8 protein-coding genes are annotated in these 17590 nt (G+C 59.1%); all 8 read left to right on the forward strand.

The annotated features are described in order from the left end of the window. Positions 1–27: 27 nt before the first annotated feature. On the forward strand, positions 28–1401 hold the full coding sequence (gene hflX / locus F1529_RS03785; RefSeq protein WP_155132242.1) for a ribosome rescue GTPase HflX: 1374 nt from the start codon (positions 28–30) through the stop codon (positions 1399–1401). Between the two features lie 37 nt (positions 1402–1438). Further along, positions 1439–2611 (forward strand): FtsH protease activity modulator HflK, encoded by a 1173-nt coding sequence (gene hflK, locus F1529_RS03790; RefSeq protein ID WP_155132244.1) that lies wholly within the window; start codon positions 1439–1441, stop codon positions 2609–2611. Further along, complete coding sequence (gene hflC, locus F1529_RS03795; RefSeq protein WP_039926407.1) at positions 2611–3675, forward strand: protease modulator HflC; 1065 nt, start codon at positions 2611–2613, stop codon at positions 3673–3675. The genes hflK and hflC overlap by 1 nt, the downstream gene beginning before the upstream one ends. A 374-nt stretch (positions 3676–4049) precedes the next feature. After that, positions 4050–4487: a DUF11 domain-containing protein gene (locus tag F1529_RS03800; RefSeq protein WP_230457700.1), complete on the forward strand. Its 438-nt coding sequence runs from the start codon at positions 4050–4052 to the stop codon at positions 4485–4487. 179 nt (positions 4488–4666) lie between these two features. After that, a complete protein-coding gene (locus F1529_RS03805) occupies positions 4667–7657 on the forward strand; it encodes a DUF11 domain-containing protein (RefSeq protein ID WP_155132246.1) in 2991 nt (996 codons plus the stop codon). A 191-nt stretch (positions 7658–7848) separates the two neighbouring features. Further along, positions 7849–14076, forward strand: a complete 6228-nt coding sequence (locus tag F1529_RS03810) for a hypothetical protein (protein ID WP_155132248.1) — start codon at positions 7849–7851, stop codon at positions 14074–14076. After that, positions 14073–14693, forward strand: coding sequence for an OmpA family protein (locus F1529_RS03815; protein WP_230457701.1), 621 nt, complete (start codon positions 14073–14075; stop codon positions 14691–14693). The genes F1529_RS03810 and F1529_RS03815 overlap by 4 nt, the downstream gene beginning before the upstream one ends. A 13-nt stretch (positions 14694–14706) precedes the next feature. Further along, positions 14707–17586, forward strand: a complete 2880-nt coding sequence (locus F1529_RS03820; RefSeq protein ID WP_370456946.1) for a hypothetical protein — start codon at positions 14707–14709, stop codon at positions 17584–17586. Positions 17587–17590 lie beyond the last annotated feature (4 nt).

Genomic DNA, 17590 nt, shown 5'->3' on the forward strand with positions numbered 1-17590 from the left:
GGCCACCTGTCCCCATATCCGGATCCTATGGAATTATTTGATCGTACAGAGCAAACACGTACCGAAGCTGGTGAGCGGGCGATTCTGGTTCACCTGGAGCTGCCCGATGCCATGGGGCGTGAAGATCTGGACGAATTTCATCACCTGGTCACCTCCAGCGGTGTGCTGCCGGTGGTCGAGTTAACCGGCAAGCGCGACCGCCCGGACCCGGCTCTGTTCATCGGCACCGGCAAAACCGATGAGTTGGCCGCCATGGTGAGTGAGTACAAGGCTGACGTGGTGCTGTTCAATCATGCACTCAGCCCGGGCCAGGAACGTAACCTGGAACGTGTGGTGAAATGCCGGGTGCTGGATCGCACCGGGTTGATTCTCGATATTTTCGCCCAGCGGGCGCGTACCCACGAGGGGCGCTTGCAGGTTGAGCTGGCGCAGTTGCGGCACCTGTCCTCCCGCCTGGTGCGGGGCTGGACTCACCTGGAGCGACAAAAAGGCGGCATCGGCCTGCGTGGCCCGGGTGAGACCCAGCTGGAAACGGACCGCCGTTTATTGCGTGACCGTATTCGCGGTATTGAATCGCGCCTGGACAAGGTCCGTAAGCAGCGTGCTCAAGGGCGTCGTGCACGACAGCGCTCGGAGACCCCGCTGATTTCCCTGGTGGGCTATACCAATGCGGGGAAATCCACCCTGTTCAATGCCATCACCACCGGGGATGTCTATGTGGCGGACCAGTTGTTCGCCACGCTGGACCCGACCCTGCGCAAGGTGAAGGTGCCGGGCGTCGGCCCCGCCATTCTGGCGGACACCGTGGGCTTTATTCGCCACCTGCCGCACCGGTTGGTGCAGGCATTTCGGGCGACTCTGGAAGAAACCGTCAACGCCACCCTGCTGCTGCATGTGACCGATTGCAGCGCGGAAGAGCGTGACAGCAATGTGGCCGCGGTTGACGAAGTGCTGGAAGAGATTGGCGGCGACAAGCTGCCGGTGCTGCATGTCTACAACAAGGTCGATAACCTGGACCAGCCTCCCCGGATTGAGCGCGACGAGCATGGACAGCCCTGGCGGGTATGGATTTCCGCACAGACCGGTGACGGTTTCGACCTGCTGTTTGAGGCCATCGCAGAGCGGCTGGCGGCGGGCTGGGTGGATTGCTGGGTACGGTTGCCGGCTTCAGCAGGGCGCCTGCGCGCGCGCTTGCACGAGGCCGGTGAGGTGCTGGAAGAGCAGACCGCTACCGACGGCAGCATGTTACTGCGTATCAATGTGAATCGGGTGCACTTCGAACGACTGCTCCGTGAACAGGGATTAAAAGAGGAAGAGCTGGTAATTCCGGCCCCTGCGGTTGCAGGTGACGACACCCCTTCCTACAATTCAGAACGCTCGTCAAACGCGAGTCATCATTAGGCCGGAGCCCATTGGCTTTGGCGGACTGGAGATCTACATGGCGTGGAATGAACCCGGCGGCAACAAGCCGAAGGACCCTTGGGGTGGTGGTGGCGACCAGGGGCCGCCGGACCTGGATGAAGCCCTGAAAAACCTGAAAGACAAGATCAACAATGTTTTCGGCAGCAAAGGCGGCAAGTCCGGCGGTGGCGGAAGCAGCAGTGGCGGCGGGTCTCCCTGGCCGGTGCTGGTCATCGCGCTGGTGATTGTGGCTATCGGCTATGGCCTGATGGGTTTTTTCCAGGTGGATCAGCGCGAACGCGCCGTGGTGCTGCGGTTCGGTAAGTTCGATCGCATCGTGGAGCCGGGCCTGAACTGGCGAGCACCCATTCTGGAGCAATACGAGAAGGTGGACGTGGGGCAGAACCGCCGCTACGAAATCACCGAGGAAATGCTCACCAAGGACACCAACATCGTCAGCGTGACCTTGCAGGTGCAATACCAGGTGCTCGATCCGCGCCCGTTCCTGTTGAAAGTTGCGCAACCGGAAGAAATTCTGGAACACGCTACCAGCTCGGCCTTGCGCCATGTGGTGGGGTCATCTTCCATGGATGATGTGCTCAAGGATAACCGTGAGGCGATCCGGGTTCAGGTGCGTGAACGCCTGGATGATTACCTGACCCGCTACGACACCGGGCTGGTATTGCGTCAGGTGGTACTGGATAAAACCGAAGCACCGGATGCGGTCCGTGATGCTTTTGATGATGTGTCCAAGGCGAAGGAAGACGAAGACCGCTTCAAGAAAGAAGCCGAAGCGTACAGCAATTCAGTGATTCCCCAGGCCCGTGGTGAAGCCCAGCGTATTGAGGAAGAAGCCTTTGCCTACAAGCAGCAGGTGATTGATGAGGCCAAGGGTGATGCCAACCGCTTTACTGATCTGCTCACCGAGTACCGCAAGGCGCCGGACGTGACCCGCGAGCGGCTCTACCTGGAAACCATGACCCAGGTGTTCAGCAACACCAGTAAAGTGCTGGTGGACGTGAACAAGGGCGATAGCCTGATTTACCTGCCGCTGGACAAGTTGATGAAGAACCAGGACGGCAAGGCCAAGGCACCGAGCCAGAACGCGACGTCTTCCGGTTCGACCTCAAGTGCCGGCGCGGATGATGGTGGCAGTGGCCGCAATACCGGCCGCAGCCTGTACAACAACCGCAACCAGGAGCTGCGCTAATGAATAATCGTGGATGGATGGCGCTACTGGCTCTGGGGGTACTGGTCCTTTTGGCGATGGATTCCTTTTTCATTGTTAACCAGACAGAAAAGGCAGTGCTGAAACAGTTTAGCCGGATCGACAAGACCGACATTGAGCCTGGCCTTTACTTCAAATGGCCGATGGTGGAAGAGGTGGTGAAGGTAGACGGGCGTGCGCTGGTTTATGACGTGCGTACCCAGTCGTTCCTGACCGCTGAGAAAAAGCTGCTGAACGTGGATGCCTTTGTGATCTGGCGTATCAGCAACGTGCAGCGTTATATCGTTAGCGTCGGCGGCGGGTCCTCCAACCCCCAGGTGATGGAGCGTCGTGCCCGTGAGCTGCTGGATCCCCGTGTGAACGAGGGGCTGCGTAACGAGTTCGCTTCGCGCACCGTGTTCCAGGTGGTGGCTGGTGAAAGTGACGTGGAAAAAGTGGAAGGTGATACCGCTATCCTGCGCGACCCGACCACCGGTGAAACCGTGGAAGTGCCCGTCGACCAGCTGGACGAGTCGGTATTGCGCGACGCGGAAGCGAACAAGACGGAGAGCGATGAATCGCCAGCGAGCAATTTGGCCAATGATCAGCGTGAAGCGCTGATGGACCAGGTGCGTGCAGAGGTGAACAAGTCCACCCTGGAGGATTTGGGTATCGAAGTGGTGGATATCCGGGTGAAGCAGGTGGACTGGCCGGAACAGGTGCGTGGCCGGGTATTCGACCGCATGCGGGCCGAGCGCCAGCGTGATGCCGCTGCGCATCGTTCTCAGGGTCGCGAGGAAGCGGAAAAAATCCGTGCCGCCGCAGACCGTCAACGCACTGAGACATTGGCGCAGTCATACCGCAAGGCCCAGAGTGCCCGCGGTGAAGGGGATGCCCAGGCTGCCGCGATTTACGCACAGGCCTACAATCAGGATCAGGAATTCTTCCGTTTCTACCGTAGCCTGCGAGCCTACAAGGAAAGCTTCGATCAGCCCGAGGATGTGCTGATACTGGAGCCGGACAGTGATTTCTTCCGGTATTTGAAAGGGGCAAGCGGCAGACCCTGAATAGAGGCTCATACCGTTTGTCGTAGGAAACCCGCCGCTGGCGGGTTTTTCATTGGTTGTAAGCTTTTGCTTACAAGTCTGTAAGCCTTTGACTGCGGGCCTTGCGGGTATTTTGTGGCGCGACCGTACCACTTTTTCTTTGCAGTCTTTTTACATTTTCTTCACCCAAAGCCGACATTTTTTGTGCAAAATGCGTACGTTGTCACAAAGAATTACAGTGAAAGGGTTCCGTTGTGGGATCTCCATCACGAAAAATATTTTCATAAAGGGGTATGTCGCGCGGTGCGATGTATTGAGTAAAGGTCAGGGTGGCCCCCTGATTTATACCGGCAATGTTGCTCATGAAACTGTTCTTTTCGACTTTGATGCTCTTGATGTCCGCTGCTGTCTGGGCGGATGCTCCGTTATCCAGTCAGATGGATTCCTATCTGGTGACCAGTCAAGACGGCAAGGAAGTGGTGGAGGAAGCCGAACAGGCCAGTCCCGGGGATATTGTCGAATACCGCCTGACTTATACCAATAACGGGGACCAGCCGCTTTCCGGTCTGGTTATTACCGGACCGGTTCCGGCCAATACCGTTTATCTAAAAGACAGTGCTGCCACCCAGGTGAGCGCCGATTTCACCGTCAGCATTGATAACGGCGACAGCTTCCAGGCTGAGCCGGTCACCAAAACCGTTACTGGCGAAAATGGCCAGTCCAAGAACGTCGAGGTTTCTCCCAGCGACTACACCCAGGTGCGTTGGCAGCCGAAAGGCAGCCTGCAACCTGACCAGGTGCAGGAATATCGCTACCGGGTGCGGGTGCAGTAGCTCCGGGAGAAGCAGACGCGGGATCGAAAGGTCCCGGGAAGTCTTGTGCGAGCGGCTTGATCGTCAGCGATCGGCCGCATGGGGAGGGGCGGACCGCTTGTGAATAACGAGGGGCCGCTCTCGCAAGGCTTTCGAAACCGAGGGTAATCCAAAACACAATCCATTAAAGGAATGAAGCCATGAAACATGCCTTCAATAAGGGCGTGTTGTCTTCGAAAATGGCCGCATCCCTTGTGTCTGGGGGTCTATTGTTTGCCGCAGGGCAAGCGTGGGCGCTGACTGACGCAGGGACGGACATCAAGAACAAGGCAACCGTTACCTATGAAGATGCCAACGGCAACAGCTACTCCGCACAGTCCAATGAAGCGGTAGTGACCGTTGCAGAAGTCTATGCGGGTACGCTGGAAAATGACGGCAACAAATCCGGTGCGCCGGGTGAAACCGTTTACTTCAGCCACACTCTGAAAAACACCGGTAATGCCACCGATACCTTCACCCTGGACGGACTGAATGGTGCCGGTGCAGCGGGCAGCTATCAGGTGTTTATCGACGCCAACGGCAATGGTCAGCCTGATGCCGGTGAAAGCGCCGCCACGTCTGTGAGCGTTGATGCTGGTGACCAGGTCGAGCTGATCCTGGCCGTGCCGGTTCCCTCCGGAACCGCAGCGGGCGCCACCATCGATGGCACCTTGCTGGTGCGTTCGACCCGGGGCGATGGCAGCTTCGACGCCAATGACGGTGGCCTGGTGCAGGATATCGGCGCCAACGACGATGACGGCGACTATGATTCTGACGGTGTTAACGGCGCAGACGGTAACGATACCAACAGTGACCAGGTGACGGTGACCACCGATGCGGTGCTGGTAACCACCAAGGCGGCGTCCGTTGATCTGACTGCCAACACCATTACCTACACCTTGACGGTGAAGAACAATGGTGGCCGTGCGGCAACCGATGTGAATATTTACGATGCGGTTCCAGCTAACGCGGCCTTCGTGGATATCCTCTCGGTGAATGGTCTGTTGGCCTCCAATGATGACACCTACGAAGATAATGCAGGATTGGCTCAGGACATCCCGACGGATGCGACCACCATGTATGCGCCGGCGACTTTGACCACTGTTGATGAAAGTGAGCTGGGAGTGGATCTGGATGGCAACGGCTCTCTTGATTCCGATATCCCCGGTATCTTGCTGACGGATAAATCGTTGGGTGTAAACACCACCGTTTCCATCGTTTATCAGGTGAGCTTCGATCCGGCTACTGCCGGGGCTGGCACTGAAATTAAGAACACCTTCGCGGCACAAGGTGACCTTGATAACGATCCGGCAACTACTGAGGACGCAGTCAAGTCCAACACGGTAACGACCGTTATCGGTCAGACCTATGCCGTGGATGCGGACGACACCGAAATCGCCCCCGATACCACCAATGATGACGTGTTCAATGTTGCCAGCGCCGCCAGCGGTGCCGTGGTGGACTTCAAGCACACCATCACCAACAACGGTAACGGCGACGATGTGTTTGAACTGAGCGTGGATACTGCGGGCAGCACTTTCCCCGCGGGCACCACTTACAGCTTCTGGAATGCGGCTGGCACAGTGCAAATCACCGATACCAATGGCGATGGCAACCCGGATACCGGATCCCTGGCGCCAGGTGCAACGAATGCGCTGAATATTACCGTGAAAGCGGATTTGCCCGCCGACATCAACGGGGCTGTGGCGCCTTACTCTTACACGTTGACGGCTACATCGGCTGGTAAGAATGATGAGAGCGATGACACTCAAGGTGTGCTGGCAGCGATTACTGCCGCAAACGTGGATATTGCCAACAGCGCCACGGCCATTGGCCTGGGTGACAGTGCAGATGATGCAGATGAATACATGGCAGGCACTCCAATCACCACCAATTCAGCGGCGGCCGGTGCAACCACCAGTTTCAGTCTGTTTGTCGCCAATGAATCCGGTAACCCCCAGTCTTACCTCCTCGGCTCTGCGCTGCCTTCCGGCTGGTCCGTGGTATTCAAGGAAGTGGGTATCGACACCGACGGCAATGGCACCCTGGATAACACCACTAATGCCGATGCATCGGTAACGGCCACCCCGAACCTGCCTGGCGGCGCGGTTTACCACTACACCGCGGAAGTCAAGGTGTCTTCCAACGTGGCCCAGGCCGAAGCGGATTACACTGGTGCGGACGCTGTCGATGGGGCTGGTTCAGCCACGAGCCCAACGGATGGAGATGGTGATTATCCAGTGACCTTCACCGTGGTCTCCGCCTCTGACAGCGGCATCAACGACTCCAAGCTAGATGCGGTAGACGTTGTTGCTAACCGTGATATCAGCATCACTCCGGACGGCGCCAACCAGGTACAGCCTGGCGGTAATGTGGATTACCAGCATGTACTTTCCAACGATGGTAACTCCACCGAAACCGTTGAGCTGAGCGCAGCTAACTCTAATGCGCCGGACTGGACAAACACCACCCAGCTGTATGTGGACACCAACAACGACGGTACCCCCGACGCTTACCGTGAGCTGAGCCAGATCGCCGCTCTGGCCACGGCTGGCCAGCTGTGGGTGCGTGATCAGGCGGGCAACCCGGTGCAAATCGGTGTGGCGGATGCAGACGGCGATAACGCGCCGGAGCTGACGCTGGAAGCCGGTGAGAAAGTGGAACTGCAGGTGACTGTGTTTGCACCGGGTACAGCTGCCTTGGGCACTCAGGACACGCTGAACCTGACCGCAGCCAACACCGATGCCGGTGCGGGAGCTACGGCTTCGGCGACGGCCACGGATGTGACTGACGTGATTCTCGGTCAGGTGCGCCTCGACAAGGCGGCGGGCGTCGATGCTGACTGCAGTTGTAACACCGGTAGTGCGGAGGCGCTTTGGACCCCGGACTCTGGTTTTGCTGCAAGTCAAACCACCAAGGTGGAGCCGCTTCAGTGTGTGATCTGGAATCTGACGGCCACCAACGAAGGTGCGGCCACGGCGAAGAACGTGACCATCACTGATGAAACCACCCCGTACACAAGCTTCCTGACCGCCAACTCGGATAACAACTCGGTGGCCAACTCCGGCACTGATCCGGAGGTGAAATGGGAGATTGGTGATTTGCCTGCGGGTGATAGCGCCACAGCGCAGTTCTGTGTGCGAGTGAACTAAGCAAGCCCCTCCCGGGCTCTTCCTCTTCCCCTTGCGGGAAGGGGGAGAGCTTTCTCAGGCGCTGTGCGCAACGTCTGAGAAAGCTCTTAAAAACATGGCCGCCGGGGCGGTCAAAAAAGGTGCTCAAGCACCGCGTGGGAACGACAGGGCATCGTGAATTGAATCGGATCGGGGTTTGGACAATCAGCGTAATGACGCTGCTGGCGATTGCCAGCGGCGCCATTGCGGCTGCCACCTCGGCCGGCACCGTTCTGCGTAACCAGGCCCAGGTTCGCTACCTGAACCCGCTCACCGGGCAGGTGGTAACGCAGAACTCCAATGTGTCCCAGCTTGTTGTGGCGCCATACCGTGATGTGCTGCTGGGTAACAGCAATGCGTTGACGGTGGCCGCCGGTCAGCGCGTTAACCTGCCCCATGTTCTGACCAATACCGGCAATGTGGACGATGACTACAGCCTGACGGCGGTGAACAGTGCCGGCGACGATGGTGACCTGCTGAACTTGCGTCTGTATGAAGATGTGAACGGCAATGGTGTGGTCGATGCCGGTGAACCGGAAATTACGGCGCCGGTGAGCTTGCCTGCCGGCGCGTCACTTTCTCTCGTGGTGGCTGGCACGGTGGCGTCCGGGCAAGGTCAGAATGATGTGCTGAGAGCGTCGGTACTGGCCGAGTCACAAACGGATGTTGATGTGTCCGACTCCCGGCAAGACAGTGTCACGGTGGCCTCCGGTGCCTTCCTGAATCTGACCAAGTCGAGCAGCCAGAGCTGTGATAACCCTGCCCAGGAAGGGCAATCGCTGGACTACAGCATCAGCTATACCAATACCGGCAGCAATGCCCCGGCAGAACGACGTTTCCTGATCAGTGGTCAGGTGGAGCAGGGCGTTATGCTGGAAGATGCCTTGCCGGCGAACGTGCAGTTACGCCCGGGCAGTGCTGCCGGTATCTCTCCAATTCAATCTGTCGCGGTGGTGCACCGTTCCGGCGATGCGGATGATGAATGGATCCGCTTTGATCAGTGGTCACCGTCTACACCCGTGGATCGCTTTGGCGTTTTGGTTCCCGCGTCGGCCATGGAGTCCAATGAGTCCGGCGGCTTTACGTTCGGTGTGCAGGTTGGCACCGGGTTGACCAGCAATACGCGGATTTACAACCAGGCGGTTGTTGATACCGATGGCGATGGCACGGACGATTTTTCCAGTAATACCGTGTGCAACACCCTGGCGGGCTCGGTTCGTCCGACTCTGGTGTTTGAGCGCCCCACGCCGCAGGTGTCCCGTTCCGGGCAAGCGCCGCGGCACGGCGAAGACAGCGATTTTCAGCTGGCCGATATGTATGCACTGTTGCCGGCTGAAAACAATCAAGTGCTCACCGATGGCGTCTACCTGCGCCTGAACGCCTCACAGCTTAACGTGTCCCCGACTCAGCGGGAGTTCCTGGAGCGTACTCCCTCCGGTGAGCGCCTGATCATCGTGACGGTGGAGTCGGCCCTGACCGGTGACACCTTGCGCGTAGTCATGCGTGAGACGACGCCGGATTCTGGTGTCTTCCGCAGCATTCGCCCGTTTGTACTCAGCGCGGATGAAAACGGTTATGGCCGCCAGTGCCCCTCCACTGCGAATACCTCCCAGGCGCAGGAATTCGATAGTAATACCACGACAAGCCAGGCGCTGGATGAAGCCTGTGCGCTGCGCAGTGAGGCCCGCGATACCCTGACCGCCCGTTTTCAGATGCCGATTTATGGCCCCACTGGCAATGTGGAGCGTTACGAAGTGGTGTCTGATGTGGCGGCGGTAGATCCGGCCGGCACGGTCTTTGATTCCAGCAACGGTAACCCGGTGGGCGGTGCGCAGGTGATCCTGTACCAGTCCCGGCAAACCTTATCGGCCAGTGGTGCGGGCAGCTGTGCGGACCTGGCGCAAAGCGATTATGAAGTCGGCACAGATCCTTACACCGGCGAAAGCCTGGACGGCGAAAACACCAACACGGTCAACGTGGATAACACCTCGGTGCTGGGCGATTACCAGTACCCCTTTGCCACCCCGGGTCACTGCTATTACCTGGATGTGCTGCCGCCGCCGGGTTACACCTTTCCGTCAGAGGTGTCGGCTGCTGCAGCGGGCAGTTTCTATTCGGATGTGAATGACAGCTCCTACGGCCTGGAAGGTTACCAGGCGCCGGTGGGGCGCAAAGCCGCGCGGGTGGCGGGCAGTAACAACGGGGCCTTCCTGCTGGGCACCTCCAATGTGTTTGTGAACATCCCGCTGGATCCGAGTGCCAATACCGCTGCCGGGATTCTGGTGCTGGACAAGAATGTGGAGAAGGACAGCGCCGCCGTGGGTGATGTGTTGGCCTACAGCATCAACCTGACCAACAATCACACCGATGCGCTTTACGCCGGCAGAATTATCGATCAGCTGCCCTATGGCTTCCGCTATATCAATGACAGCGCCTGGCTGGACGTGGGCGGGCAGCGTGTCGAAATGCCGGACCCGGCGGGCCGCCCCGGGCCGCAGCTGACCTTCCGCCTGGAGCGCGAGCGTAGCAATGGCTCCGTGGTGGCGCTGCCGTTGCAGGCGGGTGAAACGGTGACATTGCACTACGGTTTGCGGTTGTCGGCGGGCGCGGTGGACAGCGATGGCATCAACCGGGCCACGGCCCAGGCCAACACGGCCTCCGGGTTTACCTACCGTTCCAACCAGGATGAAGCCGAAGTCGAGATCCGCAACGAAGGCGTGCTGTCAGACAAGGCCATGCTGTTCGGTAAGGTCTATGTGGATGCTGACTGTAATAACCTGCAGAACGATGGTGAGTGGCCGATTGGTGGCGTGAAGCTGTATCTGCAGGACGGCACCTGGGTGATTACCGACGAGAACGGCCAGTACAGTGTCTACGGCCTGAACCCGGGGTTGCATACCATCAAGGTGGATCCGTTGACCTTGCCGGCCGGCGTCAAACTCAAGCCCATCGACAACCGTCATGCGGCGGACCCGGAAAGCCGGTTTGTGGATTTGCGTTCCGGTGAATACCACCGTGCGGATTTTGCCGCCATTTGCCCCACTGGCGATGACGCGAAAGCGCTGGCGGAACAGCTTAAAGCCCGCAATGCCTCCATGAACGGTGACTGGATGCTGGATGAAGCGGCGCGCTTTGATCCCCTGCGTCAGCAGACCATCAATCCGATTTTGCGTCAGGCCGACGGCAGCGGCGATTTGGGCAGCGGTGTATATACCCAGACCGGGGATGACGGACTCACCGATGCCTGGGAAAAAGTTTCCCAGTCCCAGGGCGAGAAAACCGACACGGCCGCGGTGCTGCCGGCCAACCCGGAAGCCACCATGCAGAACACCAAGGAAGTGGCTGCCAGCATTACCCGCGAGCAGGCGGAGCAGGGTGCCTGGTTGTGGCCGCGTGGCGGCGTGAGCCGTGATGGCCGTTTTCAGGTGGTGGTGCGTGCCGGCGTGGATCCGGTACTGAGCGTGAATGGCAAGGCAGTGGCCAAGGCGCAATTGGGTGAGCAGGTCGTCAACAAGCGTGAGCGTGCCCAGGTCGTCACCTGGTATGGCGTCGCCCTGGATGAAGGGGAAAACACCTTGAAAGTCAGCACACGCGACATGTTTGGCAACGAGCGGGTGATGGCAGAAAAAACCGTGGTGCGCCCGGCGGCGCCGCAGTCCATTACCCTGGAAACGGAATCCGATACGCTGCCGGCGGACGGTGGGCGCTCAACCCTGGGTGTGCGTGTTCGTCTCAATGATGCCAAAGGCAACCCGGCGCTGGGCAGCCACTTTGTGACACTGGAAACCGATCGCGGCCAGTGGCTGGAAGAGGATTTGCAGAGCGGTACGCCGGGTCATCAAATCAAACTGGTGGACGGTGTGGCCCTGGCTCATCTGCGCAGCACGGAATACACCGGTCCGGTGCGACTGCGTGCCACCCTGGACCGTTTCAGTGACAGCATCCAGATCGAACAGATTGCGCCTCTGCGTCCGTTGCTGGCCACGGGTTTTTTACAGGTGCAAAGCCGCGCCGGTGGCTTGCGTGACAACGGCAATGCACCCACGGATGTGGCCGATGAATTTGACGATGGCGTGGACGGCCGGGCTGCCGTGTTTATGAAAGGTCAGGTCCGCGGCGATGCCCACCTGACCCTGGCCTACGACACCGACAAGGATCTGGACACCGAAGACGAAGTGCGCCGTGATCTGAATCCCGCAGATTACTACCCGATCCCCGGCGATGCGTCTGTGCGTGGCTATGATGCCCGCAGCCGCAGCAAGCTGTATGCGAAACTGGAAAAGGACCGCAGCAGCATCATGTGGGGGGATTATCTCACCGACCCGCAGAACGACTTCTACGATCTGGGCCGTACCCAGCGCACCCTGACCGGGTTGAATGGCGTCTACGATAACGGTCGTGCCCGCTTCCAAGTGTTCGCTGCCCGCCCGGACATGGAACAGGTGACCGAAGAGCTGCCGGGTAACGGTACCGCGCTGTTGTTCACCTTGAGTAACGATCCGGCCCGTGACAGCGAGACCGTGGAAATCATTGTGCGTGACCGCAACAACCGGGGCCTGGTCATCGAAACCACACCGTTGACCCGCTACGTGGATTACTCGGTGAATTATTTTACCGGTGATATTCGCTTCCACGATGTGGTCCCCACGGTGGATGCCAACCTGAACCCGGTGTTCGTCCGCGTGAGCTATAACGTGGAAGGCGATGCCGAGGAATACAATGTTCTCGGCGCGCGCCTGAACTACGACCTGACCGATCAGCTGCAGCTGGGCGTTAGCCGCACCCAGGATGACCATGAAACCGAAGGTTTCGACCTGACCAGCGTTTCCGCGCAATACAAGCTGGACGAGAACACCCGCATCAATGTGTCTTCCGGCTCCATGGCCCATGAAAACAATGACCCGGAAGGGCGCGCCTACAGCATTAATGGTGAGCGTTTGTGGGTGGATGGTTCGCGTACCGAATTGCGCTGGGCGCGCGCGGAGGCCGGGTTTGATAATCCGTCGGCGGGTATCAGTGCCGCCCGTGAAGAAATGCGTTTGGGGCACGAGCAGATGCTGGCCCGGGATTTTTCCGTGGAAGTGGAAGGCATTCGCTCCAAGCAGCTGGACGGGACGGAAGAGCAGAACAGCCTGGGCGTGATCGGGGAAAAACGTATCGGTGCCACCGCCTTGCGCGGCGGGGTGCGCGGTATCGAGCAGAAGGATGCGCAGGGCAGTGAAGATTTCGGCACCTATATTCTCGGCGCTGACCGGGGTTTTAATCTGCTGGGCAAGCCCTTCCAGATTGGCGCGGAATACGAGCAGGCTTTCAACGATACCAGCCGCCGTCGTATCGCGGCCGATGCGGACATGCAGCTCACCGAGAAAACCAGCCTCTACAGCCGTTACGAGATCATCAACAGCCTGAATGGCATCAATACGCTGGATGATGACGTGGAAACGCAGCAGTTCACCACCGGTGTGCGTTCTGCGGTCACCCGTAATACGGATGTGTATTCCGAGTACCGTTTGCGCGGTGCCGTGGATGGCCGTGATGTGGCCGCGGCCAATGGTGTGAAGTCGGATATTGAAATTGAACCGGGGCTCACCGTATCGCCGTCCATGGAATGGATTCAGACACTGGACGGACAGACCAATCAGGACGCCACGGCCTTGTCCGTGGGAGCAGAAGACAAGCGCAATGAAAACCGCCGGACCCTGGGCCGGGTGGAAACCCGTTTTGGTGATGATCGCGAGTACTATGGTCTGAGTGCGGCCAATATCTGGCGAGTCAATACCGACTGGTCTGCGGTGGTACGTGATGACCTGCGCCTGCAGTACTTTGATACTGAAGCCAAGGAAGGCGACAACATTGTCACCCTGGGGATGGCCCGCCGTCCCCGTCGGGATAATCGTCACCACATGCTGTTCATGTACAAATGGAAAGAAGAGTGGGGCGGCAGCGGTGGCAGCGACCGCACTGTGCACCTGTTCTCCACGCACCATAACTATCAGGCCCATGACGACTGGATTTTCTCTGGTCGCCTGGGTGCCAAATGGCAACAAACCGAACTGGGCAATCTGGATGTGGAATCGGATGCCTATGTGGCGGATGGCCGGATTATCTGGGATATCACCCGCCGTTTTGATCTGGATCTGCATGGTGGTGCGATTACCACGGAAGGCGTTAAAGAGCGCCGTTACAGCTACGGCTTTACCGTCAATGCACTGGTGCGCCGTAATCTGCGCATGGGTGTGGGCTATAACTTTACCGGTTTCCGTGACGATGACCTGGACCCGGAAGGCTATAACGCGGAAGGCGTGTTTGTTGGACTGGAATACAAATTCGATGAAGATGACCTGAGCTGGCTGGGCAGTAAAGCCGCCGGGCAGCGCAGTTATCTGGGAGATGCGCGATGAACACGATGAAAGCGCGGTTCGCTCTGCTGATCCTGGCGGGCATGACAACAATGGCCGGCTGTGCCAGCACCGAGTCACTGTATGCACAGTATGATGAACTGTGCCCGGTGGAGGCTCGGGTAACGAGCACCGGCCTGGTGACGGTCACCGGTATTGCTGCTGGCGGCGGAGCAGGCCTTGTGGCCGGTGAAAGTCGCACCCAGGTCTGGGAGCCGGCGGTGTATTTTGGGTTTGACCAGAATGAGCTGGCGGACGCTGAAGCGCGCCGGCTGGAAAGCAATCTGGCGGTGCTGAAACAGTATCCGACCCTGCAGGTGAGCGTGCAGGCGTTCACCGATGAGAAGGGCGCGGCCAGCTATAACCAGAAACTGGCGGCACGTCGTTTGGACCGGGTTGTGCAGTACCTGCGTGATGGGGGCATCAGCAATGGCCGCATCAAGCGTGTCGCTCTGGGCGAAGAGCTGCCTATTCTGCCTGACGCGAATAACGAACAGCGGGTCATCAATCGTCGTGTTGAATTGATGCCGCTGGATGCGCAGAGTCGCCCGTTGGTACTGCGGGCTGATTTTGCCCGCAGTGGCGGCGATGAATTCGTGCCGCCGGCGCCAGTGAAGTAAAGGGGGAGTTGGGGTGAAGACACTGCAACGTACAGGGCTGATGGTGTTGCTGATGCTGGGAGCCAGTGTTCAGGCGGCCACACCTGCGGCAGGCACCGTGATCAAAAACCAGGCGTCGGCGAGTTACCGGGCCTGTCTTGATGATGGCTGTACGGAGCAGGCGGAAGCACAGCGGGTTACCTCCAACCTGGTGCAGACGCTGGTGCAGAACGTTCCGGGTATTGAACTGGTCAGTGATCAGGGCAAGCCAGCAGTGCCCGGTGGGCTGGTGTATTTCTCCCATGTATTGACCAATACCGGTAATGGGCGCGACCAGTATCAGTTGTGTATTACCAATGTGGATAGCGACATTGATGCCTGGGCCGTTTACGCCGACGGCAACGGCGATGGCCAACCCGATGCGGGCGGTGCCTTGTTTACCCAGTCCGACGCGGATGGCTGCTGGGATAATCTGACCCCGGACATGATTTCCGGCGAAACATTCTCGCTGGTGGTGGAAGCTGAATTGTCGGCGGGAACGGTGGCGGGCCAACAGCCGTCATTGCAGGTTCGTGCGCGTAGTGATGCGGATAACACCCTGCTGGCCATCAATACGGATGAAGCGGATGTCATCGATGGTCCGGTGATTGAAGTGGTCAAGTCATTGAGCCAGCGGGAAGGCCGTTCTCCGGACGGGCCGATCACCGTCACCCTGGATTACCGTAACCCGTCGGACCAGGCGGCCACCGATATCATCATTGAAGATGTGTTGCCGACGGTTTCCGTGGATGGGGTGTCAGCAGGCATGACCTATGTGCCGGATTCCGCTCGCTGGACGTTTACCGGCAACACCCCGCTCACAGACGATGGCGATGATGGTGATCAGGGCAATGCCCCTAACCTGATCCGCTATTGTGCCTACGATACAGATGCTGCTGAACCGGATTGTCAGGATCGGGTGCGGGCGGTCGTGACGCAATTGCCACCGGGTGGTGTGGGCACTATCACCTTCGAGGTTACCCTGGATGCGGGCCTGAGTGCCGGCGACCGGGTTCGCAATACCGGCCGTTTCCGCTATTCCAATGAAGCCGGCAATACGGATTTCGGTACGCCGTCTCCGTTCAGTACCAATGCCGTGAGCTACCGGGTTATCGACCGGGCGCTGGCGCCAGCGGTGGTGGCCAACAACAGTGAGAATGACAGCATTACCGGTAGCGATGACGTGAGCGATACCGGTAACCGTGTCGAGATTGCCAGTGCCGGGCAGGGTGGCACCGTGCTGTTCAACAACGTGATCTGGAATACCGGCGATGGTGAAGACCGTTTCGATATCACCATCAATGCCGCCAACGACCGTTCCGGGGCGGCACTAAGCGATCCCTTCCCCCAGGGTACCGTCTTCCAGTTACTCAAGGCGGATGGTGCTACTCCGTTGGTGGATACCGATGGCAACGGGGTGCCTGACACCGGCCCGATTCCGCTGGTCGATCAAGGTGGCCAGTGTCCGGCCCGCTTTGTCCGCGATGCCGGTAATGGTGTGTGCGGCGTGCGCGTTGTCCTGCAGGCCATTCTGCCGCCCAATGCACTGGGTGGGCCCTTCCAGGTCACCAAGGTGGCCAGTTCAGTCACCGATCCCCAGGTGCGCAATGCGGTGACCGACACGCTCATCAGCATTGCGACCAACAGTGTGGACCTCACCAATGATCAGCCGGTTAACGGTAGCGCTCCGGGTGAAGGGCCGGGGCCGGAAGCCTCGCCGGTGCGAAGCTTGTCTGTGGCGCCGGGCAGCCGTGGCACCTTTGTGTTGTACGTGAATAACACCGGGCCGCGGCAGGACAGCTACGACCTGCACGCCAGCAACAGCAATTTCAATCCGGGGCAATTACCCGCGGGGTGGGCTGTGGCTTTTTACCGTGACGGTGGATCGGGTGACTGCAGTGCCAATGGCGTCACTATTACCAATACCGGGCTGGTGCCGGCAGGTAGCCAGCGGCTGGTGTGTGCCCAGGTCACGGTGCCGGAATCGGCCAGCGGGGGCGATACCTTGCCGCTGTATCTGCGTGCGTTGTCGCCGACCAGCAATGCCAGCGACATCAAGCTGGACCAGGTGGTCGTGGTGGCGGGGCCAGCACTTTCACTGCAGCCGGACCAGACCGGGCAAGTGGGGCCGGGCAGCAGCGTGCTCTACAGCCATCAGCTCACCAACACCGGTAATGTGGATTTGACCAATGTGTTGCTCAGTGGCACGCCTGACAGCGCCAGTGACAATGGCTGGTCGATTACCCTCTACGAGGACAGTAATGGCAATGGCCAATGGGATACGGCGGATACCCTGATTGTCGATGGCACGCCTCTGCAGACTGCCGGGGCGGATGGTGTGCTTGCCGTGGGCGAGAGCCTGTCCGTGTTTGCCCGGGTCTTTGCCCCGGCAACGGCCGGTTATGGCATTACCAACCTGAAGACGCTCACCGTCACGGCACAGGGTGCCGGGCAGACGGTGACAGACACTGCGACGGATTCCACCACGACCAGCAATACCGATGTGGCGGTGACCAAGGAGCAGGCGCTGGATGCGGATTGTGATGGTGTCCCCGATGGCCCGGGCAGCTGTACCGCCGATGGTTGTTTCGTGTATACCCGATTCACGGCAGCACCTGGCGAGCAATGCGTGATTTATCGTCTGACGGCGGCCAACACCGGCGCGCAGAGCATGTATGAAGTCACTATTAATGATCGCACCCAGCCGTTCACAACCATGCTGTCTGCTGCCACACGTTGCCAGCTTCCCTCGGGGGATTGCAGCGCTGATGTGGCTGCACCAGCCGAGGGCGGTACCGGTGATGTGTCGGTGAATGTGGGTGAATTAAAAGCGGGCGAAGCTGCCGTTCTTATTTTCGGGTTACGGGTGGAGTAAAACG

Origin of the sequence: Alcanivorax sp. VBW004 (assembly GCF_009718865.1) — a bacterium.
In the GTDB taxonomy this organism is placed as follows: domain Bacteria; phylum Pseudomonadota; class Gammaproteobacteria; order Pseudomonadales; family Alcanivoracaceae; genus Alcanivorax.

Coding starts and splice junctions, on each gene's coding strand:
- hflX (WP_155132242.1), top strand. CDS start 28: ATGGAATTATTTGATCGTACAGAGCAAACACGTACCGAAGCTGGTGAG.
- hflK (WP_155132244.1), top strand. CDS start 1,439: ATGGCGTGGAATGAACCCGGCGGCAACAAGCCGAAGGACCCTTGGGGT.
- hflC (WP_039926407.1), top strand. CDS start 2,611: ATGAATAATCGTGGATGGATGGCGCTACTGGCTCTGGGGGTACTGGTC.
- F1529_RS03800 (WP_230457700.1), top strand. CDS start 4,050: ATGTCCGCTGCTGTCTGGGCGGATGCTCCGTTATCCAGTCAGATGGAT.
- F1529_RS03805 (WP_155132246.1), top strand. CDS start 4,667: ATGAAACATGCCTTCAATAAGGGCGTGTTGTCTTCGAAAATGGCCGCA.
- F1529_RS03810 (WP_155132248.1), top strand. CDS start 7,849: ATGACGCTGCTGGCGATTGCCAGCGGCGCCATTGCGGCTGCCACCTCG.
- F1529_RS03815 (WP_230457701.1), top strand. CDS start 14,073: ATGAACACGATGAAAGCGCGGTTCGCTCTGCTGATCCTGGCGGGCATG.